Here is a 22,050-nt window from a genome sequence, read left to right as displayed (position 1 = left end):
GCCGGGACGTCAACGGCCTGACGGACTTCTCCACAGTGCCGGTTTAGGCCAGAACCTCAGCACTCCACGACATTGACGGCGAGACCGCCAAGGCTGGTTTCCTTGTACTTCTCGTTCATGTCGAGGCCGGTCTGGCGCATGGTCTCGATCGCCGCGTCGAGCGGCACGAAATGCACGCCGTCGCCCTTGATCGCCAGCGACGCGGCGGTCACCGCCTTGACCGCGCCCAGCGCATTGCGCTCGATGCACGGCACCTGCACAAGCCCGCCGACCGGATCGCAGGTCATGCCGAGATGATGTTCGAGCGCGATCTCGGCGGCATTCTCGACCTGCTCGGGCGTGCCGCCCATGACGGCACACAGCCCAGCCGCGGCCATTGCCGAAGCAGAGCCAACCTCGCCCTGGCAGCCGACTTCGGCGCCCGAGATCGAGGCGTTGGTCTTGATGATGCCGCCGACCGCTGCCGCCGTCAGCAGGAAGTCGCGGATGCTAGGCTGGTCGGCCTCGGGGTGGAAATGTAGCCAGTAGCGCAGCACCGCCGGCAGCGTGCCCGCGGCCCCATTGGTCGGCGCGGTGACGACGCGGCCGCCCGCCGCATTCTCCTCGTTGACCGCCATGGCGTAGATCGACAGCCAATCGTTGGCGAGCAAGGGGTTCGGCCGGTTCTGCTGCCATTGTTCCTGCAGCTTGTCGTGCAGCATGCGCGCGCGGCGCCGCACCTTCAGCCCGCCTGGCATGATGCCGTCCTGCGAGAGGCCACGATCGATGCAACCCTTCATGGCGCTCCAGATGGCGTCGAGGCCGGCATCGAGTTCCTCGCGCGTCATTTGCGTTTCCTCGTTGACGCGCTTCAGTTCGGCGATGGAGAGCCCGCTCTTGGCCGCCATCTTCAGCATCTCGACGGCATTCTTGAAGGGATAGGGCACCTTCTTGCCCTCTGTCGTCACCGACCCCTTTGCTTTCATCCGCTGCAACTCTTCTTCCGAAACGACGAAACCTCCTCCGATCGAATAGTAGATGCGCTTGAGCAGCAGGCGGCCGCCGGCGTCATAGGCGTAGAACGCCATGCCGTTGGCATGCCCCGTGAGCGGCGTCTTGCGGTCGAGCACAAGATCGGTGGCCGGATCGAAACGGTAGGAGGGGTGACCGGGCGGTGAAATCAATCTGTCGGCGGTGATGCGGCTGACGATCTCGTCGGCCCGGTCCGGATCGACCGTTTGCGGCGTCTGGCCGGCAAGTCCCAAGATAACGGCGCGGTCGCTGCCATGGCCGATGCCGGTATAGGCGAGCGAACCATGCAGGCTGGCGCCGATGCGGTCGACCTTGGCGCCGGCGGGGCGTGGCCAGTCGTCCCCCGCGACCTCGTCGAGAAACCGCCGCGCGGCCGTCATCGGACCCATCGTGTGCGAGCTCGAGGGGCCGATGCCGATCTTGAACAGGTCGAAAACCGAAAGGAACACGCTGTCTCCTGGGTCACGTCGAGGATTACATATAGGAATTCCCAGGATGTTTCCGCTCTTTTGACAATCGCGGCGCGGCACCTGCCGACCTTGTTTGCTCCGGCAGCGACATCGGTTGCCTATCGCTCTATACCAGCGATCGAAGCGGTCACGCCGAATGTGATAAATTCAGCTCATGCGCGATTCCCTCGATCTTTCGACGGCCGACCTCGCGGCGTTGGGTCTCTTCCTCGCCGCGTGGCTGCTGCACACGCTCGCCTCCGACGGCCGGCTGGTCAGCCGCGTCTCGCTGACCACGGCGATGAACGCGCAACGCGAGGCCTGGATGCGCACCATGGCCGAGCGCGAGATCCGCATCGTCGACACCGCCATCATGAGCGGCCTGCAGCAGGGAACCGCCTTCTTCGCTTCCAGTTCGCTGATCGCGCTCGGCGGCTGCTTTGCTCTGCTCGGCGCATCCGACCGGGTGCTCGAAGTGCTGAGCGACCTGCCTTTGGGCGGCGCGCCGTCACGTTCGGCCTTTCAGATAAAGGTGCTGGGACTGGTGCTGATCCTGGCCTTTTCCTTCTTCAAATTCGGCTGGGCCTACCGGCTGTTCAATTATTGCACGATCCTGATCGGCGCGGTGCCGATCCCGCATGGCGAAGCCTCGCGCAACCCGGTCACCGAAACGGCGGTGTGGCGCGCCGCGCAGATGAACATGCTGGCCGGCAAGCATTTCAACTCCGGCCTGCGCGGCGTCTTCTTCTCGATCGGCTATCTCGGCTGGTTCGTCGATCCGGTGGTGTTCGTGCTGTCGACGCTTCTGCTGCTGGCCGTGCTGGTGCGGCGCCAGTTCTTCTCGGCGGCGCGGCGCGCCGTCATCGGTCAGCCGCCCGGCGCCGGAAAAGGCCGGTCGATGCGGCCGGACAGCCAATAGGCGAACAACCCGATCCATTCGCGGATCGCCATGGTCGTATTCTCCAGTGAATCGGCCGCATTGTCGCGAAACAGGCCGACCCCTTCCTTGCCCGAGGTGCGATAGTCGACCGGCCACGGAACGGTTGGAAAACCAGCCTTGTCGAACAGCGCCTTGGCCCGAGGCATGTGGAAGGCGGAGGTCACCAGCAGCCAGGTCTCGCCCGGCTTCGGTTCGACGAGCTTGCGGCTGAAGACCGCGTTTTCATAGGTGTTGCGGGACTTGTCCTCAAGGACGAGACGATCGGCCGATACACCCAGGGGGCCGAGCAGGCGGGGCGCGGTGTCGGCGTCGCCCTCGCCATCAAGGAAAAGCGAACCGTTTCCGCCGGATACGACCACCTTGGCCTGCGGGAAGCGCCGGGCGAGGATTGCGGTCTCGACCATGCGATCGCCGCTGCTGCTCAATTCATAGCCGCCGCGCGTGAGGTTGATGGCCCCCTCGAACCCGCCGCCGAGCACGACGATGCCGTCCACCTTTTGCGGCAGCGGCGGCCGTGCAAAGCGTTCCTCCAGCGGATTGAGCATCATGGCGCCAAGCGACGTCCAGGCCGACAGCGCAAGGATCAGGAAGGCGAGCACGCTGCCGGTGACGGCCAGCCGACGCCGACCGACCATCCCGGCGATCAGCCCCGCCAGAAGCAGGAAGATCGTCAGGTTGAGCGGCTGGATGAAGAACCACAGGATCTTGGAAAGATAGTAGAACACGCTTTCCCCCTACGATCTGCCCCTACGATCTGCCTAGAGTGCGGCGGGCGGCAAAGCGCCTGACGGCTTCCGCAACAGCCTCAGCCTCCGAACGATCGAGTTCCCGTCCGAACGAGATTGGCCCGCTTGCCGTGGCCAAGCGAACCACTTCCTTCAGTCCGGTGTCATCGGTCGGATAGGTGTGTTCCAGGACCTCGGCAGTGAGCTGCCCGTTATATGTGAGGAAGGCGCGATCACGGAACGGACTGCCCCTGATTTCGCGGACGATCGTGTCTTTCGCGATCCGCAGCGTTTCGCCTCCCGATGCCAGCCAGATGAACTCCTTGCCGAGAAAATATGCGAGAAACCCGGCAATCGCCAGAAATGACATCAGGCCGAACAGGCCGCTCGCGACCGTTGCCGGCGATTTGTCGAACAGCCCCCATTTGGTGGTGACGGCGACGATTGCGATCGAGAGAAGAAGAAAGCCGACCCTGATGGCTGAACGCCTGGGCGGATTTGTGATCAGCAGTTCATATCCCGTCTCGATGATGGAAATGCGAGACGGGGGCGACATGTTACCACCACTTCTCCGGCTGGAACGTGCCTGCCGCCTGTTCGATGACGGCGGCAGTCTGGAACAGCGTCTCTTCCTCGAACGGCCTGCCGATCAGCTGCAGGCCAAGCGGCAGCCCCTTGGGATCGAGTCCGGCGGGCACGGCAATGCCCGGCAGGCCGGCCATGTTCACGGTGACTGTGAAAATGTCATTGAGGTACATCTTGACCGGATCGGCGGCCATGTCTTCGTCGGCGATGCCGAAGGCGGCGGACGGCGTCGCCGGGGTCAGGATGACGTCGATGCCGGCGGCAAAGACGTTCTCGAAGTCGCGCTTGATCAGGTTACGCACCTTCTGCGCCTGCAGATAATAGGCATCGTAATAGCCGGCCGACAGCACATAGGTGCCGATCATGATGCGGCGCTTGACCTCGCGGCCGAAGCCGGCGGCACGGGTCTTCTCATACATCTCGACGATGTCCTTGCCCGGCACGCGCAGGCCGTAGCGGACGCCGTCATAGCGCGCTAGATTGGACGACGCCTCGGCCGGCGCCACGATGTAATAGGCCGGGAGCGCGTATTTGGTGTGCGGCAGGGAAATGTCGACGATCTCGGCGCCGGCGTCCCTGAGCCAGGCAATGCCCTTCTGCCACAGTGCCTCGATCTCCTCGGGCATGCCGTCGACGCGGTATTCCTTGGGAATGCCGACCTTCATGCCCTTGATCGGCTTGCCGATCGCCGCTTCATAATCGGGCACCGGCCGGTCGACCGAAGTGGTGTCCTTCGGATCGACGGAGGCCATGGATTTAAGCAGGATCGCGGCATCGCGCACGTCGCGCGCGATCGGCCCGGCCTGGTCGAGCGACGAAGCGAAGGCGACGATGCCCCAGCGCGAGCATCGGCCATAGGTCGGCTTGATGCCGACCGTACCGGTAAAGGCGGCCGGCTGGCGGATCGAGCCGCCGGTGTCCGTGGCCGTGGCGCCGGCGCACAGGAATGCCGAGACGGCGGTCGCCGAGCCGCCGGAAGAGCCGCCCGGCACCAGCTGCGCATTGTCCAGGGTGCGCTGCGTTTTCGTGCCGCCGGCCGATACGAAGCCGCCGTCGCCCTGATGCGTCGTCGGCATCACCACCGTGTCGAGGCGCGAACGCCGCCACGGATTGATGACCGGGCCGTAATATGAAGTCTCGTTGGACGAGCCCATGGCGAATTCGTCCATGTTGAGCTTGCCCAGCATGACCGCGCCGTCGGCCCACAGATTGGCGGTGACGGTCGATTCATAGCGCGGCTTGAAGCCGTCGAGCACATGGCTGCAGGCTTGGGTGTGGACACCGTCGGTGCCGAACAGATCCTTGATCCCCAGCGGAATGCCTTCCAGCGCGCCGCCCTCGCCCTTGACCAGCCTGGCGTCGGACGCCTTGGCCATGTCGCGCGCCTTGTCGCCGGTCACCGCCACATAGGCATTGAGCGCCGGATTGGCGCGATCGATCGCCGAGAGATAGGCGTCGGTGATCTCGGTCGCGGTGATTTCCTTGCCGCGCAGCTTGGCGCGGGCCTGCGAAATCGTCAGTCGGGTGAGGTCGCTCATCAAAGGCTCTTTTCGTAAAACACCGACCATTGGGAATCGGGATAATCCAGCACCGGGCCGCAGCGCGAGAACCCGGCACGTTCGTAGACGGTCCATGCCGCGGGATGACGATCGCCCGTCTCCAGCACCAGCCGCTTCAGTCCTTCCTGCCGCGCCAACGCCTCGACCCGCTCGACGATACCGGCGCCGATCTTGCGGCCGCGATGCGAAGGCCGCGTGTACATGCGCTTGACCTCGCCGATGGCATCGCCATGGCGCTTCAGCGCGCCACAGCCAATGGCGACACCGTTGTCGCGGGCGATGAAAACGGTCGTGTCCTGGCCGGCCATCTGCTCGACCGTCATGTGGTAGCAGTGCTCCGGCGGCGTCAGTTCGAGCAAGGTCTCGTTGAGTTCCTTGACCAGGCCGCGCACATCGTCCTGCAGCGGCGTCTCGACGGCGATCTCGATTGCCATCGGCCCCTACTCCACGACCTTCGGTACGAGAAAGAAATTCTCTTCGGTGGCCGGCGCGTTGGCGACGATGTCGGCCGCCTTGTTGCCGTCGGTGACGACATCGCCGCGCTTCTTCATCTCCATCGGCGTCACCGAGGTCATCGGCTCGACGCCGGAAACATCGACCTCGTTGAGCTGTTCGACAAAGCCAAGGATGGCGTTCAGCTCGCCGGTCATGCGTTCTGCATCCTCTTCGCTCACCGCGATGCGGGCGAGACGCGCGACGCGCTTCACTGTCTGAAGATCAACGGACATGTATTTGCCTCGGGGAAAAACCAGTCCGGGCTATAGCGGCGCCGCGCGCGGCACGCAACATGCATCGTATCGGAAGCAATGCTAGGCTGCGGAAGCGCTGGCCCGATCCTTGGGGCGGCGCAACGGATTGGGCAATTCGAAAAAGCGCTGCTTTGCCGGGCACATGCCGCAAGCAGCCTCATCCTCCAGTGCGGCGAACGCCTGCAGTTCGGCATTGGAGCAACCGGGATCGAGCGGCTGGTAGGCGAGATACGGGTCCCACTTCTCGGACAGCCGGTACTTTCCCTTCTGCATCGGCAGATAGGCCAGTGGCGCGCATTTCCAGATCTGCCCGTCATGCAACTGCTTGCAGTGGCGAGCAGGGCAGATTTCCCAGCTGGAACGAGGATCGCCATCATCGAAAGGCGTCATGGCATTGCCGAAACCTTCGTAGCGCCGGGTCCACTTTCGCACGACAGGTTGCAGCCATGCGCGACATGCAGTTCCAGTCTTCGGAACACAGGCCGCTTACCGCCAAGAAGCGATCTTACACGGCCCTGTATCGTCATGGCAGCGCAACGCCCTCGCATAGATAGTAGCTGCCGCTGTTGCCGCTCGCCTCGCTTTCGTCGTCGATGGGCCGAACCGACACGAGGTCGATCTGCGTCGGGCTGGTCTGCGTCACCGACAGGACATCAGGAAAGACATAGCCCGGTTCCTGGCAGATCGCCGTCACCGCCCAGCTTGGAGAGCGCGTCGCCTTGCTGACCTGCAGGAACTCGCAATTGTATTCAACACCTTGCAGGCCGTGCGCCGAAAGCACGATGTTGCCGGTGTCGATCAGTGTCTGCAGCGTGTCTTTCTTTGCCTGGGCGCAAAGTTCTTCCGACCGGAGATAAACCCCTTCAATGAAATCATCTGCGGCAAGCGCGGGCGATGCCGCGACAAACATCGACACGCAAAGAGATCGCCCCAACGCCATGGATTTGTTCCGCTTTGGCCGTTTCTAGATCGCAATCGTCTCGCCGATTTTCGGCAACGCAACCTTCACGCCGGACCCTTCCAGGCCGGCCTCGAATTTTTCGGGCGTCGGATCGATCATCGGAAAGGTCCCGAAGTGGCAAGGAACAACCGTGTCGAACTTGAAGAAGCGGCGGCAGGCAAGTGCCGCGACCGCACCGCCCATGGTGAAGCGGTCGCCGATCGGCACGATGCCGATCTTCGGCTCATGCAGCTCGTTGATCAGCGCCATGTCGGAAAAGATGTCGGTGTCGCCCATGTGGTAGAGCGTGCTGTCTTCCGGGAAATGCAGAACCAGCCCGCCCGGATTGCCGAGATAGACGTTCCTGCCACCGTCTTCGCCAAACGAGGAGGAGTGCAGCGCCTGGACGAATGTCGTGGTGAAGCCGCCGCAATCGACCGTGCCGCCGATATTGCCGGGATTGATCTTCTTGTCGCTGATGCCTTTGCCGACCAGATACATGCAGATCTCGAAATTCGCGACCAGCTGGGCGCCGCTTTTGCCGAGCACTTCCAGCGCACCGCTGATGTGGTCGCTGTGCCCGTGCGTCAGCAGCACATGCGTGATCCCCTCCGCCGGCCCTTCCCAGCCCCCCGTCCATGACGGATTTCCAATCAGATAGGGGTCGATGAGGATCTTGGCGTCGCCGGTTTCGATGCGGAAAGCCGAATGGCCGTACCAGGTCAGTTTCATGAATGCATTCCTCGATTTTTACCGTGCCAGAGGATAGAAGGCCGATGGCCCTGAGATCAACTCGATATCAAAGGGTATAGTGTCCGCCGGGCATCCGGAAGAACACGCGGTGCTGAAAAAGACAAAGGAAAACCGTTGGCTGTCATCACGATTGAGCAATTGCCGGCACGGCTCGCCGATGGCAGGACGCTGGCGGGGCTCGATCTCGGCGACAAGACGATCGGCGTCGCGGTTTCGGACCGGGGGTTCTCCTTCGCGCATCCGCGCCCGGTCATCATCCGGAGGAAATTCTCACTCGATGCCGCAGTCCTTCTGGCCTTGCTGAAGAAGGAGAACGCCGGTGCGGTGGTGATCGGGCTGCCGATCAACATGGACGGGTCGGAAGGTCCCCGCGCCCAGAAATCGCGCGCCTTCGTGCGCAACATGGCACAGCTCAGCGACCTGCCCTTCGTGTTCTGGGATGAGAGGCTGTCGACGGTCGCGGCCGAAAGGACATTGATCGAGATGGATTTCTCGCGCGCCAAACGCGCCGGCAAGATCGATTCGGCGGCGGCCGCCTTTATTCTGCAGGGAGTTTTGGACCGGCTTCAGTCGCTCGCTGCATCCGATCGAACGGAACCGGACCCGCCCAGCGCCGCTTGACCCAATCCAGGATTTCGCGACGGCGGCGAAACGCCCATATCGCCATCAGCAGAAACCCGTCGAAGATGCAGGCCTTTGCCACCATGCCGGGGATGATTGCCGGATCGATGCCGAGCATCTGGCCATAGAGCTGGAACACGAAATCGTGCAGCTGCCGGGTCAGCATGACATAGCCGAAATTCATGTCGTTGAGCGACAGGTAGAACCAGCCCCAGAACAGCGCCATCGGACCCGCCCACAATGCGAAGATGTAGCGCATCAGCGGCCACCCTTCCCTTTGGGCCCGGTCTGGTTGCGGCCCGATATCAGGGAGAGCAGCGAGTTGTGGGCCGCTGCCTTGGCCATGCTGTGCGCCGTGGCGCGGAAGTCGGCGTCGTCCGACACGGCCGCCGAGCGCCGCTCGGCGAGCATTGCGACATAGGAGGCCAGAAGTGCCGCCAGTTGCACGGCGACCACCATGAACAGACCGTTGATGCCTTGCGCCGCACCGCCGACAAGGATGATCGACAGGACACCGGACGCGGAGATGAAGGCGATGCGCACCACACTGTCTGCACCCGGGCTGATCCCGTCGTTGATGAGCGTATCGACGAAGGCCCAGAAAAACAGCACCGACACGACCAGCAATGCGGTTGCCAGCGGCGCGACCACGACGATGTTCTTCAGGTCGACGAAGCGCGCACTTTCGATCGTCACGCCGAGCACGCCAAGAGCCGCCGCCACGCCGCGGTCCCCATCCATGCAGATCAGCGCGAGCAGGGCGAAAACGATCGCCCAATGCACGGACAAAAACGAGGTCAATACGTGTCGCATCATGATTCCTGCTTCGACAGGAACGACAGTGGGCTTTGGCGTCCGTCGCCGCAACGGAAACCATTTGTTAAGGTTAACGGCGGTCCACAGGCGCGCGATCAGCACTCCCGGACCCGGCGATGCGCCGCCTACGGGTTCAATTCACCGGCGGATAGAGCGTGTCGATGATCATGCGCGCGTCGTGGCGCGCATCGAGCATGCCATAGGTGTTGCGCCACTGGCCGGCCAGGCGCGTCTCGACGAAGGCATCGGCAATCCGCCCTGCCCCCAGCCGGCGTAGTTCCGCCGCCGCGGCCGACAGCGCCAGTTGTTCCGTGAGCAGCCGGGCCGATCCCTCGTCGGTCGATGCGACCTGCATCGCCGCCTTCAGCACGCCGATCGTGCCGCGCCCGCCTGCGCCGAGGTCGCGGTCGATGCCGGCCAACACTTCCTCGAACAGGCCAGGCGCGCGGCCGAGCACGCGCAGAACGTCGAGCGCCATGACATTGCCCGACCCTTCCCAGATCGCGTTGACCGGCGCCTCGCGGTAATAGCGGGCGAGCGGCGCCTCCTCGACATAACCATTGCCGCCAAGGCACTCCATTGCCTCGTAAAGCAGCGGCGGCGCGATCTTGCAGACCCAGTATTTGACGACCGGCGTCATGGCGCGGGCAAACGCCGCCTCGCCGCGATCGCTCGCCGCCTCGTCGAAGGAGCGCGCCAGCCGAAACGACAGCGCGGTAGCGGCGGCGACATCGAGCGCCATGTCGGCCAGCACACGCTGCATCAGCGGCTGCTCGATCAACGGTGAGCCGAACACCTGGCGATGACGGGCATGATGGACTGCTTCGGCCAGCCCTGCCCGCATGATCGCCGACGATGCCACCGCGCAGTCGAGCCGCGTCAAGGTGACCATGTCCATGATCGTCTTCACGCCGGCGCCGGGCTCGCCGACCATCTCGCCGATGGCGTTGACGAATTCCACCTCGGAGGACGCGTTGGAGCGGTTGCCGAGCTTGTCCTTCAGCCGCTGGAAGCGGAAGCCATTGCCAGATCCGTCGCCGAGGACGCGCGGCACCAGGAAGCAGGACAGGCCTTCCGGCGCCTGCGCGAGCACCAGGAAGGCGTCCGACATCGGCGCCGACATGAACCATTTGTGGCCGGTCAGGCGATAAAAACCGCTGCCGGCCCGCTCGGCCCTGGTCACATTGGCGCGCACATCGGTGCCGCCCTGTTTCTCGGTCATGCCCATGCCGAGCGTCAGTCCGGTCTTGTCGACCGGCGGCTTCTGGCTCTGGTCGTATTTGCGCGTCGTCACGCGCGGCGCCCATTCGCGGAACAGCTTTGGACTGGCCATCAGGGCGGCAAGCGAGGCGCTGGTCATGGTGATGGGGCAAAGATGCCCGGTCTCGAGCTCGGCGGTCAGGTAGAAACGGGCGGCACGCACCTGATGGCGGCGGCCGATCTCGGCATCGCCATTTTCCCAGACCGAGGAGTGCAGCCCGTTTGCCACCGAGCGGCGCATGAGGGCATGGTAGGCCGGATGGAACTCGACAAGATCGATGCGCCGTCCCTGGCGGTCATGCGTCCTGAGCTTCGGCGTCTCGACATTGGCGAGGCGTGCCAGTTCCTGCGCCTCCTGCGTCAGGACGAAACGGCCGAGCCCGTCCAAATCCTTGCGGACCGGATCGGAAAAGCGCTCGGCGAGCTGGATCAGCAACGGATCGCCTCGCCAGGCGTTGCCGCCCGCAAGCGGCGGCGGCTGGTTCGTTACGTCGTCGGTCACGCCCAATCCTTTTTTCGGTAGCCAATCCTTCTTTCGGCAGAAAGGCCCTTATCGTCGAAAAGCCACGAATCCGAGGCCATCGGCTAGATATAGCCAAGCCGTGCAACCCGCGCGACGAAAATACCGGGGAGAAAGGCTTCAATCGAAAGCTGACGCTTGCCGGCGCAAAATCCGCACCCTATAGCAGCCCCTTGAGATGACCGACGCTTCGTCCCTGCCACTCTACCCTCACCGCCATCTTCTGGGCATCAGCGACCTTTCGCCCGCCGACATCGAGCTTTTGCTCGACCGGGCGGATCGCGCGGTCGCGATCTCCAGGCAATCCGAGAAAAAGACCTCGACGCTGCGCGGCCGCACCCAGATCAACCTCTTCTACGAGGCCTCGACCCGGACGCAGTCGTCGTTCGAGCTGGCCGGAAAACGGTTGGGTGCCGATGTCATGAACATGTCGGTGGCAAGCTCCTCGGTGAAGAAGGGCGAGACGCTCATCGACACGGCCATGACGCTGAACGCCATGCGGCCCGACATATTGATCATCCGCCACCAGTCGGCGGGTGCGGCCGCCCTACTGGCGCAGAAGGTCGGCTGCTCGGTGGTCAACGCCGGCGACGGTGCGCATGAGCATCCGACACAGGCGCTGCTCGACGCGCTGACCATCCGCCGCGCCAAGGGTCCGCTGTCGAAGCTGATCGTGGCGATCTGCGGCGACATCCTGCATTCGCGCGTGGCGCGCTCCAACATCATGCTGCTCAACGCGCTCGGCGCGCAGGTGCGGGTCGTCGCGCCTTCGACGCTGCTGCCTTCCGGCATCGATAGGATGGGCGTCATCGTCACCCGCTCCATGGCCGAAGGCTTGAAGGACGCCGATGTGGTGATGATGCTGCGCCTGCAGCGCGAACGGATGGAAGGCGCCTTCGTGCCCTCGGTGCGCGAATATTTCCGCTATTTCGGGCTCGACGCCGAAAAGCTGAAGGCGGCCAAGGACGATGCGTTGGTCATGCATCCCGGGCCGATGAATCGTGGCGTCGAGATCGCCTCGGAAATCGCCGATGGTCCGCAAAGCGTCATCCAGGAACAGGTGGAGATGGGCGTCGCCGTACGCATGGCGGTGATGGAAGCGCTGCTCGACCCCCGCCGCAATCAAGAAGGGCGTAGTCAAGAGGGCCGAGGCGCATGAGCACGACCGTCTTTGAACGCGCCCGCATCGTCGACCCCTCGCGCGGCATCGACGAGATCGGCTCCGTGATCGTCGATGGCCGCAAGATCGCGACCGCAGGCAAGGCGGCGCTGAACCAGGGCGCGCCCGAGGGTGCCATAATAATCGACTGCGCCGGCAAGACGATCATTCCAGGCCTTATCGACGGCCGCGTCTTCATCGGAGAGCCGGGCGGCGAGCATCGTGAAACCATCGCTTCGGCAAGCCTCGCCGCGGCGGCCGGCGGCGTCACCTCCGTCGTCATGATGCCCGACACCGACCCGGTGATCGACAATGTGGCGCTGGTCGAGTTCGTGCTGCGCACCGCCAAGGACACGGCCGTCGTCAACATCTTCCCCGCGGCGGCGATCACCAAAGGCCTCGATGGCCGCGAGATGACCGAATTCGGCCTGTTGCGGGAGGCCGGCGCGGTCGCTTTCACCGACGGCCGCCACACCATATCGAGCGCGCTGGTGATGCGCCGCGCGCTGACTTATGCGCGCGATTTCGGGGCCACCATCGTGCATGAGACGCAGGATGCCGACCTCGCTTCGGCCGGCGTGATGAACGAGGGCCTCTACGCGAGCTGGCTTGGCCTTTCCGGCATACCGCGGGAAGCCGAGTCCATTCCGCTCGAGCGCGATCTTGCCCTGGCGCGCCTGACGCGCGGTTCCTACCACGCGGCGAAGATCTCGACAGCGATGGCAGCGGCAGCCGTGACCCGGGCGAAGGCCGATGGCGCCGATGTGACGTCGGGCGTGTCGATCCACAATCTGTCGCTCAATGAAAACGACGTCGGCGAATACCGCACCTTTTTCCGCCTGACGCCGCCGTTGCGCGCCGAGGAAGACCGGCTGGCGATGATCGAGGCGGTCAGGGACGGCACGGTCGACATCATCGTCTCCTCGCACGATCCGCAGGATGTCGACACCAAGCGCCTGCCCTTCGCCGACGCAGCCGCCGGCGCCATCGGGCTGGAGACATTGCTCGGCGCGGCCTTGCGGCTCTACCACAATGGCGACGTGCCATTGCTGCGGCTGATCGAGACGCTCTCCACCGCGCCGGCAAGGCTGTTCGGGTTATCCGGCGGCACGCTGAAGCCGGGCGCAATGGCCGATCTCGTGCTGGTCGACCTCGACGAGCCGTGGATCGTCAGCGAGGGCGGCATTCGTTCGCGCTCGAAAAACACCTGTTTCGAAGGCGCGCGCCTGCAGGGCAAGGTCTTGCAAACGCTGGTCGCGGGCCGCACAGTGTTCTCGATCTGAGCCAGCCGCGGCGCATCGCGCCGGCCTGGCCGACCCAGAGAACTTGCGGGGGAAACAATGACTTACGGTCCAATCCTGGCGTTGGTGTTCGGCTATCTCTTGGGCTCCATCCCCTTCGGCCTGTTGCTGACACGCGCCGCCGGCCTCGGCGACGTACGCAAGATCGGGTCGGGCAATATCGGCGCCACCAATGTCCTGCGCACAGGCAACAAGGGACTTGCCGCCGCGACATTGCTGCTCGATGCGCTGAAAGGCACGGCCGCCGTGCTGATAGCAGCCCACTTTGCGCCTGAAACCGCGGTCTGGGCTGGTTTCGGCGCCTTTCTCGGCCATCTCTTCCCAGCCTGGCTGGGTTTCAAGGGCGGCAAGGGTGTCGCCACCTATCTCGGCGTGCTGATCGGGCTTGCCTGGCAAGTGGCGCTGATCTTCGCCGTCGTCTGGCTGGTAATGGCTTTCCTGCTCCGCTTCTCCTCGCTTGCCGCATTGACGGCGGCCGTCGTCGTGCCGATCGCGCTTTATGTCCTGAGCACGCCGCAGGTTGCCCTGCTGTTCGTGGTGATGAGCATCATCGTCTTCATCAAGCACCGGGAGAACATTTCGCGCCTGCTTGCCGGGACCGAGGGCAAGATCGGAGCCAAGGGGTGAGCGAGCACGCCACCGCGGTGAGCGAGCCGGCCGCCGGGCCGCGCCTCAGCGACCGGCAGCGGCTGAGCTGGCTGCGGCTGATTCGCACCCAGAACGTTGGCCCTGCCTCCTTCCGCGACCTGATCAACCGCTTCGGTTCGGCCGAGGTCGCGCTGGAAGTGCTGCCGGAACTGATGATTTCGGGCGGCGCCAATCGGATCGCCCGCATTCCTTCGATTGCCGAAGGAGAAGCCGAGATGGAGGCAGCCCGGCGGGCCGGTGCCCGCTTCGTCGGCATTGGCGAAGCAGACTATCCGCCGCTGCTGCGCGGCATGGACCACCCGCCGCCGCTGCTGGCGGTCAAGGGCAATGCCAGCGTGTTCCGGCTGCCGGGGATCGCCATCGTCGGCGCCCGCAACGCATCGCTCGCCGGCATCAAGATGGCACGCATGCTGGCTGCCGATCTTGGCCGCGACGGCTATGCGATCGTCTCCGGCCTGGCGCGCGGCATCGACACCGCGGCGCACCAAGGCAGTCTTGCGACCGGCACGATCGGTGTCCTGGCGGGAGGCCTCGACCTGCCCTACCCGCCTGAAAATGCCGGCCTGTGCGACGAAATCGCCGAGCGTGGAGCCGTCATCTCGGAAATGCCGTTCGGCTGGCAGCCGCGCGCCCAGGATTTCCCGCGCCGCAACCGCCTTGTCGCGGGTGCTGCTCTCGGGCTGGCGGTGATCGAGGCGGCGCAGCGCTCGGGTTCCTTGATCAGCGCCAGGCTTGCCGGCGAGATGGGGCGGCTGGTTTTCGCGGTGCCCGGGTCGCCACTTGACCCTCGCGCGGCCGGCACCAACGGCCTGCTCAAGGACGGCGCCACGCTGGTCACCGAGGCGTCGGACATTTCCAGGGCGATCGCGCCGCTGACCGGCATGCGGGCGCCCGAGATGCCGCCGTTCGAAGACCCGCCCGACTTTTCGGCCACACCGCCACCCGGCGAGAGCGACCGTGCCAAGGTGATCCAGGCACTGGGACCGACTCCGGTGCCGGTCGACGAGATCATCCGCCATACCGGCCTGCATCCGGCCCAGGTTTTCATGGTGCTGCTGGAACTCGATCTCGCCGGCCGGCTCGAACGCCATGCCGGCGGCAACGTTTCACTGCTCTTCGAGAACTAACCAACCGTCAGTGGCGATTGGTTTCTTTCTCCAGGGTTTCCGCATAGTCCGGCGTGTTGGCTCCAAAGAGATCCTTTTCGACGATGCCGCGCCAGACCATGTCGGCATCCTCCGGGCGCGACGGATCGAAGCCTGGCTCTCTCTCTTGCACGTTCCGGCGCGAGCGCCGGCGTAGCCAGCTGGGCATGATCTCGCGGATGAGGCTGGTGAATTGGGTCATTGCCGGCTCCTCCGATTTTCATGTCGCGACCAGACCGGCCGATTTCTCCGCATTGCTGTGGTTCGCGGCATCGAGCCAGACCAGCGCCTCCTCGACACCGGCTAGCGCATGGCGCGCGGCGGTCGGTCCGCGTGGTTTGATGCGCACCGAGACGCCGTCCATTTCATTGACGACTTCGAAGCCGTTTTCATCTGAAGTGTCGTCGCCAAGGAATACGGGGCGCCGTCCGCTGAAAGCCGGCTCTTCCATGAAGCGCCTTATAGCCGCTCCCTTCGCCGCCTCCAGCGGCATCAGTTCGACCCCGGCATTGCCGGCAAGCACCCTATATCCCGCTGGCAGCCTGCCCAGCGCCTGTTCGACCAGCTGTGTCGCGCGCTGCAGCAAATGCGGCGCCGCGCGCGTGTGAATGGCCAGGATCGGCCCCTTGCGCTCGATATAGACATTGGCGTTGGCCAGTTCGGCCTCGATTTCCTGGGCAAGTGCGGCAATGTCGGCCGGCTCGCCGGCGGCCTCGACCGGGCCGTCACGCGCCAGCCTGTGTTCGAGGCCATAGAGACCGGCGGCGCGCAGTCTGAGCGGCTGGAAGAGATTGTCGACGGCGGCGATCGATCGACCCGTGATAAACGCCAACGCTCCATCCAATCGGGCTTCGAGGCTTGCCAGCAGCGCGCGTAGCTCATCGCCGACGACCACCGCGTCGGGATGCGCGGCATGTTCGAGAAGCGTGCCGTCGATATCCAGGAACAGGGCCCATGGCCCTTGCGGAAGAGCCGGTGCCGGCAGGTTTGGCGATACCGGCATCACAGCGCCGCCACCCGTTTGCGGTCGAGCAACGATATCACGTTGCCAGGCGCCGCGGGAGCCGCGCCGACGGCACGATCGACCGCAACGCGCTTGCGCAGGCGCGCTGCATCGAGCAGCATACTGCCCGCCCATCGATAGACATTGTTGTCGCGAACGATCTCGCGCATGCGCTGCATGCGTTGGCGCTGCTCCTCCTGCGACATGGTCAGGGCCTGCAGCAAGGCGTCGCCCATCGTCGCCGCGTCATAGGGGTTGACGATCAGCGCCTCGAGCAGCTCCTTGGAAGCGCCGGCGAACATGCTGAGCAGCAGGACGCCCTGTTCGTCGTCGCGCGCCGCGACAAACTCCTTGGCGACCAGGTTCATGCCGTCATGCAGGCTTGTGACCATGCAGACATCGGCGGCGCGGTAGATCTCGTAGACCTGCTCCTGCGAGTGATGTTCCGTCACCATAAGGATAGGTTTGTAGCCTTCGCGGCCATAACGCTGGTTGAGATCCTCGGCATGGCGCAGGCACTCATCGTACAATTGCTGATAGGCGGGCAAGGTGCCGCGGCTGGGCGCAGCGATCTGCAGCAACGCCACCTTTCCAATCCATTCCGGACGAAGCTTCAGGAGCTCATCGAGTGCGTCGAAGCGATCGAGGATGCCCTTGGTGTAGTCGAGCCGTTCAACGCCCACGCACAGCCTGACATTGTCGGCCAGGCCGAATTTCTCGCGGATGCGCCGGCGGCATTGCACCACGTCAGGCAGTTTGCCCAGTTGCGCCGGCGGCCATTCGATTGAAATCGGATACGCATGAACGAGGCTGATCTCGCCGCCATAGGAGATGGCCGAATCCTCGCGCTCGATCCTGCTTTCCAGGAAACGGTCGACGCTCTCGATGAAGTTGTTGCAATGAAACTGGGTATGAAAGCCGACAATCGAGCTGCCGAGCAGGCCCTCGAGAATCTTCTCGCGCCACGGGCAGATGCTGAACACCTCCGAATTCGGCCATGGGATGTGCCAGAAGGTGATGATGGTGGCTTCCGGAAGGCGCTCCCGGATCATCCGCGGCAGCAACGCGAAATGGTAGTCCTGGACCAGCACGATCGGTTGCTCGTTGCGGGCTTCCGCCACAACGGTGTCGGCGAATTTACGGTTGACCGCCTCGTAGGTCTCCCAATCGGAGGTGCGGAATATCGGCCGGGTGAAGGCAATATGGCACAACGGCCAGAGGCCTTCATTGGCAAAGCCGAGATAATAACCCTGCTGTTCTTCTTCGCTCAGCCAGACACGCCGCAACGTGTAGGAAGGATTTTCGGGCGGCACCTCCACCCGGTCATTTTCGTCGACCACCAGCGCATCGGCCGAACCGCCTCCATAGGCGATCCACGTGCCCGCGCAGGCGCGGGTGATCGGTTCCAGGGCGGAGACGAGGCCGCTGGCGGGCACGACCAACTGGACGTCGTCGCCCTTGCGGTTGTGGATATACGGCTCACGATTTGAAACCACGATCACCTGGGCGTCCGGAAGTTCCTTTGCCAAAATGTGGCGTAGCGTTTCCGGCGACCATTGGACGAGCGAAGCGGTCGCGGACTGCCCGTTCTTCTCGAATTCCGGTAACAGGCTGCCAGCGGGCTCGGTTTCCCCGGTGTGGATGCCACTCCGGCGTGCCCGCAGAACCATCGTCGCGATGATGAGGATCGAGATACTGACAACTGCAAACCCAAGGAGCCACAATACGGACGAAGGAATGACCAGGTACGAACTGCTGTCAGGCATTGAAATCGACTTACCTTTCAATGAGATAGTGCAGCGGGCCCGTTGTCCCGGCAACCCCGCGTGATGGTCAAACGCTCACCGAGCGCGATGGTTCCGATTTTTCAGCTCCTGACCACGAGCGGCACCAGCCCCTCATGGCGATCGGCCAGAAAGGCGCCGACCCGGTCGCCGACCCGTTGAAATGTGAGGTCGACAGAGGCGCCCGCCACCGCCAGATGGCGGACCACCAGATTGTCGATGCCGATCGGCAGGCGCGGTCTCGTCACCTGAATTTCGCCGGTCCAGCCGTCGATCTGAAGACCCAGGCACGCCTGCATGAGCATGAAGGCGGAGCCGGCCGACCAGGCCTGCGGCAAGCAGGCAACCGGATAGGCGATGGGCGCCTCGCCCGGTGCGCGGGTGAAGCCGCAGAACAGTTCGGGCAGGCGCATGTTGAAATGAACAGCGGATTCGAACGTTCCGCTCATCAGCCGCACCACATTGTCCCTGATGCCGTACCGCGCCAGTCCGGCAGCGCAGATCGCGGTGTCGTGCGGCCAGATGGAACCGTTGTGGTAGGACATCGGATTGAAGAAGATGGCGTCGTCCGCCAGCGTCCGCAGCCCCCAGCCGGAGGAGAATGAGGCCGACAGCAACTGGTCGGCGACGATGCGCGCGCGATCCGGGTCGGGAAGGCCGACATAAAGCAGATGGCCGGCATTGGAGGTGCGCACCTTGCAGGGTTCACCGTCGCCGTCCAGGGCGAGCGCGTAGTAACCGAGTTCTTCGATCCAGAACTGGTTTTCGACCCGTTGGCGGATTTCCTCGGCGCGCTTCTCCCAGGCTTCCGCCTTTTCGGTTTCGTCGCGCAGCCGAGCCAGTTTCGCCAATCCCTGGAACGCTGCAAAGACATAGCCTTGCACCTCGACCAGTGCGATCGGGCCTTTCGGAATGCGGCCGTCGGCATGAAAAACCGAATCAAAACTGTCCTTCCATCCCTGGTTGGCTAGGCCCGATTCCGCGGCGCGCTGGTAGGTCAGGAATCCCGTCGGCTGGCTCGCCGCCTCGATCCATTCGGCGGCGGCACACAGCGATGGCCACAGGCCGTCGATGAACTTCGTGTCGCCGGTGCGGTCGGCATAGGCGCAGGCGAGATGGACATAGAGCGGGGTCGTGTCGACACCCCCATAGTAACGGCCGAACGGCAGTTCGCTGAGCGCCGTCATCTCGCCCTTGCGTGTCTCATGCATGATCTTACCGGGCTGGGAGTCGCTGAAGGGCGAGGTTTCGGTCGCCTGATGCTGCGCCAGAAAAGCGAGCACGCCCCGCGCCAGGCCGGGATTGAGCCAGAGCATTTGCAGGGCCGAGATCACCCCGTCCCTGCCGAAGGCCGTCGAGAACCACGGGATGCCGGCGTAGGGATAGGGACCTGTCGCCAGTTCCGTGGTCAGCAGCGCCACGTCGGCGCGTGCCCGCTCGATCCAGTCGTTGAACACCCGGCCCGAGCTGTGCAGCGTTGCACCGTGGCGGCGCTTGGCCCGCATGCCGAATCGCGCGCGAGCGGCGGCCGCACGAAATCGTTCGCGTTCCGGAGCATCCGCGATCTCGGTGCCGACCTCGACATAGAGCGTCTTGCGGCTGCGCTTGGTGACGGCGATGAAGAAATCCGCCTGCTCCGAGGTCAATTCGTCCGGAACTTGCGAAAACGAGATCGCCGACGTGCGCTCCACCTTGTCCAGGCCCTCGTAGCGAAGCATCACCGTGTTCTTGCCGATTTCGGCTGTGCGCGCGGTGCCGCGTTTGGGCCGCGTCGAGCCGCGCACTTCGAACATGTCCCGGAAATCCGCGGCAAAGCGCAGCGAAAGCCGGAGGCTCGAATGTTCCTGGCTGTAGTTGGAAAGCGTCAGGCGTTCGTAAAGCCGGTCCTGCCAAATCAGCCTGACGCGCTCGATGTGGATCGCGCCTTGCGGAATGGGGCGGCCGCCGATGCTCTCGATCGGCAGGTTGGTCAGATTGGTGGTGAACAGCACGTTGTCCTGGCTGAGCGATGCGCCGAGCAAGGACGTCGACCGCCCGCCGACGGTCAGCCGGAATTCAGAAAGCACACGCGTGTCGTCGCGGAAAAAGCCGTCGCCGACACCGCGTATGTCGCCATAGGCATCGGCGACGGCGAAGGAGTCGCCATGCTTGAGGGCGAAAAGCCGGTGCGGTTCCCTTGGCGCGGTCTCGTCCAGGGATGCCAGCGCTATTGCCGGATCAAGCTTGCGCTCGTCGAGTTGGGTGATGGTCAAGAAGATTGTCCCGTGCTGGTTTTTCGAGCGGGTGAAGCGCTCTATGAGGCCCTGATTTCCTCATGGCTGCCCTCGTGGCTGCCAGTCAGCCGGGAGTACGCCGCGACATAGTCGCCTGCCATCCTGTCGGCTGAAAACCGCTTTTCGAAGACCCCCCTTATTCGTCGCCTGTCGAGTTGCAGGAGAGCCGGCATCGTGGCGACGGCATCTTCGATGGTCTCGACGACGAAACCGGTCACGCCGTGATCGACGATCTCGGGCATGGCGCCGCAGCTCCACGCCATGACCGGTGTTCCGCAAGCCATGGCCTCGACCACGGCAAGGCCGAACGGCTCCGGCCAGTCAATGGGGAACAGCAAGGCGGCGGCGTTGCCGAGAAACCGGCTCTTCTGGTCCTCGCTGATCTCGCCGACATATTCGACCCGGTCGCCATCGATCATCGGCTGGACGACTTCCTCGAAATAGGCGCGATCGCCATCACCGATCTTGGCCGCGAGCTTGAGTTTCAGGCCGGTGCGGCGGGCAATCTCGATCGCCCGGTCCGGCCGTTTGTCGCGCGACATCCTGCCGAGGAAGGCAAGATAGACGCCATCCGAACCCGCCTCGAAGTCAGGTTCATAGAGCTTGAGCGGCAGTCCATGGTGGATCGTCGCCAGCCAGTTCGCCGATGCGAACCGCGCCCGCTGGCTGCGGGATATCGAAATCATTGGAAACCGGGGGAACCGGTCATAGGCTTGTGCGAGGTCCGCGTAATCCAGCCTGCCATGCGGCGTCGTCACCGTGCGTTGCGGCATATCGCGAAAAAACGGGAAATGCAGGAAGTGGCTGAGATGGAAATGGATGACGTCAAAATCGTCGGCCCGTTTCCTCACCTCGTCGAGCATCGACAGATGCGCCGCGATCTCCGATTTCAACGGGCGGGGGTCGAGACGAAGCGCCCTTTCGCGGCATGGCACCAGCCCGGCGGAGGTCTTCGCATCGCCGCTGGCGAACAATGTCACGTCGTGGCCAAGCTCGACGAGCGCTTCGGTAAGGTAGGAGATGATGCGCTCGGTCCCGCCATAGAGTCTCGGCGGCACGGATTCAAAAAGCGGCGCGACGTGGGCAATCTTCATGACCCTTAGTTCCCTCAAATCGGATCGACATAGCGAAAATGCTTGAGCCGCGGGATCGTTCCCCAATCGCGGGATCGTTCCCCAATCAAAGAAGGGGCGCCAAAGGCGACGATTGATCTTCGCCCTGCCCGCGCTAATTCACATTCGGTACCCTTGTTTCCTGCATGTCGCGGTCACGACAGCACAAGGAGGTTGCGTTGCAGCGATCCGACGATATTGCCGCCCGGCGCGTGGCAATGATCATTGAGCAATATGTCGAGGCGAGGAAGCGGCACTTCGGCTACGTCTCGACGGACCAGGCCTCCAGGGCGGTCCATCGTGTGCTGAAACCCGGGATTTCGGCGCACGAACTCGACGACATGGTCGCGGCCCTTGCTGTCAAGAACGGATTGGCGGTGGTTTTCGACCGCGGCGCCAGGGAATCTGTCGGCGGCACCGAAGCCGACCTGGACCGAAAGGATCAGACCATGCGCGCACCAGCAGAGACCACGGATGTCGCCGGCGCGGCGGATGCCATTCTGGGCAGTCACCGAGAGGATGCCTCGCTGTCGATGAAGGCAGCGATCGCGCTATTGCGCGAGCGCACCGGCACCAAGCGATCGGACGCCGACCTGGAGGGCCTGCTGGCAAAGAAAGCCACGGTTCTCGGCGTGCATTTCTCGCGGGATAACTGAGCGGCAACTGATAGGGTACTTGGGCCGCTTCGGCAGGAAGC

At 63.9% G+C, this 22,050-nt stretch carries 24 protein-coding genes; 7 read left to right on the top strand and 17 right to left on the bottom strand.

All coding sequences use genetic code 11. The features are described 5' to 3' along the window. Positions 1-56: 56 nt before the first annotated feature. Complete coding sequence (locus tag MESOP_RS20980; RefSeq protein WP_013895344.1) at positions 57-1,460, bottom strand: L-serine ammonia-lyase; 1,404 nt, start codon at positions 1,458-1,460, stop codon at positions 57-59. Positions 1,461-1,635: 175 nt separating this feature from the next. On the opposite strand from MESOP_RS20980, the gene MESOP_RS20975 reads away from it, so the two are divergent. Then, entirely contained in the window at positions 1,636-2,379 is a 744-nt protein-coding gene (locus MESOP_RS20975; RefSeq protein ID WP_013895343.1) for a DUF599 domain-containing protein, read from the top strand. Here MESOP_RS20975 and MESOP_RS20970 read toward each other — a convergent pair. From MESOP_RS20970 to MESOP_RS20935, 8 genes are all read right to left on the bottom strand, one after another. Next, a complete protein-coding gene (locus MESOP_RS20970) occupies positions 2,328-3,125 on the bottom strand; it encodes a YdcF family protein (RefSeq protein ID WP_013895342.1) in 798 nt (265 codons plus the stop codon). The genes MESOP_RS20975 and MESOP_RS20970 overlap by 52 nt on opposite strands. Positions 3,126-3,147: 22 nt before the next feature. Next, positions 3,148-3,681 (bottom strand): hypothetical protein, encoded by a 534-nt coding sequence (locus MESOP_RS20965; protein WP_013895341.1) that lies wholly within the window; start codon positions 3,679-3,681, stop codon positions 3,148-3,150. A gap of 1 nt (position 3,682) precedes the next feature. Continuing rightward, on the bottom strand, positions 3,683-5,248 hold the full coding sequence (locus MESOP_RS20960) for an amidase (protein ID WP_013895340.1): 1,566 nt from the start codon (positions 5,246-5,248) through the stop codon (positions 3,683-3,685). After that, on the bottom strand, positions 5,248-5,703 hold the full coding sequence (locus MESOP_RS20955) for a GNAT family N-acetyltransferase (RefSeq protein WP_013895339.1): 456 nt from the start codon (positions 5,701-5,703) through the stop codon (positions 5,248-5,250). Before MESOP_RS20955 ends, MESOP_RS20960 begins: the two co-directional genes overlap by 1 nt. 6 nt (positions 5,704-5,709) lie before the next feature. Next, entirely contained in the window at positions 5,710-5,997 is a 288-nt protein-coding gene (gene gatC, locus MESOP_RS20950) for an Asp-tRNA(Asn)/Glu-tRNA(Gln) amidotransferase subunit GatC (RefSeq protein WP_013895338.1), read from the bottom strand. Positions 5,998-6,078: 81 nt separating this feature from the next. Next, on the bottom strand, positions 6,079-6,450 hold the full coding sequence (locus MESOP_RS20945) for a hypothetical protein (RefSeq protein ID WP_174324780.1): 372 nt from the start codon (positions 6,448-6,450) through the stop codon (positions 6,079-6,081). Positions 6,451-6,541: 91 nt separating this feature from the next. Beyond that, positions 6,542-6,958, bottom strand: a complete 417-nt coding sequence (locus MESOP_RS20940) for a hypothetical protein (RefSeq protein WP_013895337.1) — start codon at positions 6,956-6,958, stop codon at positions 6,542-6,544. Between the two features lie 24 nt (positions 6,959-6,982). Then, positions 6,983-7,690, bottom strand: a complete 708-nt coding sequence (locus tag MESOP_RS20935; protein ID WP_013895336.1) for a metal-dependent hydrolase — start codon at positions 7,688-7,690, stop codon at positions 6,983-6,985. 135 nt (positions 7,691-7,825) lie between these two features. Between MESOP_RS20935 and ruvX the strand changes: the two genes are divergently transcribed. Beyond that, the gene (gene ruvX / locus MESOP_RS20930) at positions 7,826-8,332 is read left to right on the top strand and encodes a Holliday junction resolvase RuvX (protein ID WP_013895335.1); all 507 of its coding nucleotides are present in this window, start codon (positions 7,826-7,828) and stop codon (positions 8,330-8,332) included. On the opposite strand, the gene MESOP_RS20925 is transcribed toward ruvX, so the two are convergent. From MESOP_RS20925 to MESOP_RS20915, 3 genes are all read right to left on the bottom strand, one after another. After that, positions 8,250-8,591: a DUF6105 family protein gene (locus MESOP_RS20925; RefSeq protein ID WP_013895334.1), complete on the bottom strand. Its 342-nt coding sequence runs from the start codon at positions 8,589-8,591 to the stop codon at positions 8,250-8,252. The genes ruvX and MESOP_RS20925 overlap by 83 nt on opposite strands. Further along, positions 8,591-9,145, bottom strand: a complete 555-nt coding sequence (locus MESOP_RS20920) for a hypothetical protein (RefSeq protein WP_013895333.1) — start codon at positions 9,143-9,145, stop codon at positions 8,591-8,593. The genes MESOP_RS20925 and MESOP_RS20920 overlap by 1 nt, the downstream gene beginning before the upstream one ends. A gap of 136 nt (positions 9,146-9,281) precedes the next feature. Continuing rightward, positions 9,282-10,910: a DNA alkylation response protein gene (locus MESOP_RS20915; RefSeq protein WP_013895332.1), complete on the bottom strand. Its 1,629-nt coding sequence runs from the start codon at positions 10,908-10,910 to the stop codon at positions 9,282-9,284. Between the two features lie 196 nt (positions 10,911-11,106). Between MESOP_RS20915 and MESOP_RS20910 the strand changes: the two genes are divergently transcribed. From MESOP_RS20910 to dprA, 4 genes are read left to right on the top strand one after another with little or no spacing between them, the layout of a single operon-like run. Then, entirely contained in the window at positions 11,107-12,087 is a 981-nt protein-coding gene (locus MESOP_RS20910; protein WP_013895331.1) for an aspartate carbamoyltransferase catalytic subunit, read from the top strand. Further along, entirely contained in the window at positions 12,084-13,370 is a 1,287-nt protein-coding gene (locus MESOP_RS20905) for a dihydroorotase (protein WP_013895330.1), read from the top strand. The genes MESOP_RS20910 and MESOP_RS20905 overlap by 4 nt, the downstream gene beginning before the upstream one ends. A 57-nt stretch (positions 13,371-13,427) precedes the next feature. After that, complete coding sequence (gene plsY / locus MESOP_RS20900) at positions 13,428-14,015, top strand: glycerol-3-phosphate 1-O-acyltransferase PlsY (RefSeq protein WP_013895329.1); 588 nt, start codon at positions 13,428-13,430, stop codon at positions 14,013-14,015. 17 nt (positions 14,016-14,032) lie between these two features. After that, a complete protein-coding gene (dprA, locus tag MESOP_RS20895) occupies positions 14,033-15,163 on the top strand; it encodes a DNA-processing protein DprA (RefSeq protein WP_041164879.1) in 1,131 nt (376 codons plus the stop codon). A gap of 7 nt (positions 15,164-15,170) precedes the next feature. Here dprA and MESOP_RS20890 read toward each other — a convergent pair whose 3' ends face one another. The 5 genes from MESOP_RS20890 to MESOP_RS20870 all read right to left on the bottom strand — a co-directional run bounded on the left by MESOP_RS20890 (position 15,171) and on the right by MESOP_RS20870 (position 21,335). Then, positions 15,171-15,383, bottom strand: coding sequence for a hypothetical protein (locus tag MESOP_RS20890; RefSeq protein ID WP_013895327.1), 213 nt, complete (start codon positions 15,381-15,383; stop codon positions 15,171-15,173). A gap of 18 nt (positions 15,384-15,401) precedes the next feature. Further along, positions 15,402-16,184, bottom strand: coding sequence for a trehalose-phosphatase (gene otsB, locus MESOP_RS20885; protein WP_013895326.1), 783 nt, complete (start codon positions 16,182-16,184; stop codon positions 15,402-15,404). Then, positions 16,184-17,950: an alpha,alpha-trehalose-phosphate synthase (UDP-forming) gene (locus MESOP_RS20880; protein ID WP_013895325.1), complete on the bottom strand. Its 1,767-nt coding sequence runs from the start codon at positions 17,948-17,950 to the stop codon at positions 16,184-16,186. The genes otsB and MESOP_RS20880 overlap by 1 nt, the downstream gene beginning before the upstream one ends. Before the next feature lie 101 nt (positions 17,951-18,051). Then, positions 18,052-20,214 (bottom strand): amylo-alpha-1,6-glucosidase, encoded by a 2,163-nt coding sequence (locus MESOP_RS20875; RefSeq protein ID WP_041164877.1) that lies wholly within the window; start codon positions 20,212-20,214, stop codon positions 18,052-18,054. A gap of 47 nt (positions 20,215-20,261) precedes the next feature. Beyond that, positions 20,262-21,335: a glycosyltransferase family 4 protein gene (locus MESOP_RS20870; RefSeq protein WP_013895323.1), complete on the bottom strand. Its 1,074-nt coding sequence runs from the start codon at positions 21,333-21,335 to the stop codon at positions 20,262-20,264. 197 nt (positions 21,336-21,532) lie between these two features. Here MESOP_RS20870 and MESOP_RS35970 point away from each other — a divergent pair, with 197 nt between their 5' ends. Then, a complete protein-coding gene (locus MESOP_RS35970; protein WP_013895322.1) occupies positions 21,533-22,009 on the top strand; it encodes a hypothetical protein in 477 nt (158 codons plus the stop codon). Positions 22,010-22,050 lie beyond the last annotated feature (41 nt).

Origin of the sequence: Mesorhizobium opportunistum WSM2075 (genome assembly GCF_000176035.2) — a bacterium.
Taxonomy (GTDB): domain Bacteria; phylum Pseudomonadota; class Alphaproteobacteria; order Rhizobiales; family Rhizobiaceae; genus Mesorhizobium; species Mesorhizobium opportunistum.
This window is presented reverse-complemented; position numbering and strand designations above follow the sequence as displayed.

Bases quoted from the DNA above. Each gene is read 5' to 3' on its own strand.
- plsY (WP_013895329.1), top strand. From the start codon at position 13,428: ATGACTTACGGTCCAATCCTGGCGTTGGTGTTCGGCTATCTCTTGGGC.
- MESOP_RS20880 (WP_013895325.1), bottom strand. From the start codon at position 17,950: ATGCCTGACAGCAGTTCGTACCTGGTCATTCCTTCGTCCGTATTGTGG.
- MESOP_RS20905 (WP_013895330.1), top strand. From the start codon at position 12,084: ATGAGCACGACCGTCTTTGAACGCGCCCGCATCGTCGACCCCTCGCGC.
- MESOP_RS20960 (WP_013895340.1), bottom strand. From the start codon at position 5,248: ATGAGCGACCTCACCCGACTGACGATTTCGCAGGCCCGCGCCAAGCTG.
- MESOP_RS20910 (WP_013895331.1), top strand. From the start codon at position 11,107: ATGACCGACGCTTCGTCCCTGCCACTCTACCCTCACCGCCATCTTCTG.
- MESOP_RS20920 (WP_013895333.1), bottom strand. From the start codon at position 9,145: ATGCGACACGTATTGACCTCGTTTTTGTCCGTGCATTGGGCGATCGTT.
- gatC (WP_013895338.1), bottom strand. From the start codon at position 5,997: ATGTCCGTTGATCTTCAGACAGTGAAGCGCGTCGCGCGTCTCGCCCGC.
- MESOP_RS20870 (WP_013895323.1), bottom strand. From the start codon at position 21,335: ATGAAGATTGCCCACGTCGCGCCGCTTTTTGAATCCGTGCCGCCGAGA.
- MESOP_RS20965 (WP_013895341.1), bottom strand. From the start codon at position 3,681: ATGTCGCCCCCGTCTCGCATTTCCATCATCGAGACGGGATATGAACTG.
- otsB (WP_013895326.1), bottom strand. From the start codon at position 16,184: ATGCCGGTATCGCCAAACCTGCCGGCACCGGCTCTTCCGCAAGGGCCA.
- MESOP_RS20925 (WP_013895334.1), bottom strand. From the start codon at position 8,591: ATGCGCTACATCTTCGCATTGTGGGCGGGTCCGATGGCGCTGTTCTGG.
- MESOP_RS20975 (WP_013895343.1), top strand. From the start codon at position 1,636: ATGCGCGATTCCCTCGATCTTTCGACGGCCGACCTCGCGGCGTTGGGT.
- MESOP_RS20940 (WP_013895337.1), bottom strand. From the start codon at position 6,958: ATGGCGTTGGGGCGATCTCTTTGCGTGTCGATGTTTGTCGCGGCATCG.
- MESOP_RS20955 (WP_013895339.1), bottom strand. From the start codon at position 5,703: ATGGCAATCGAGATCGCCGTCGAGACGCCGCTGCAGGACGATGTGCGC.
- MESOP_RS20935 (WP_013895336.1), bottom strand. From the start codon at position 7,690: ATGAAACTGACCTGGTACGGCCATTCGGCTTTCCGCATCGAAACCGGC.
- MESOP_RS20890 (WP_013895327.1), bottom strand. From the start codon at position 15,383: ATGACCCAATTCACCAGCCTCATCCGCGAGATCATGCCCAGCTGGCTA.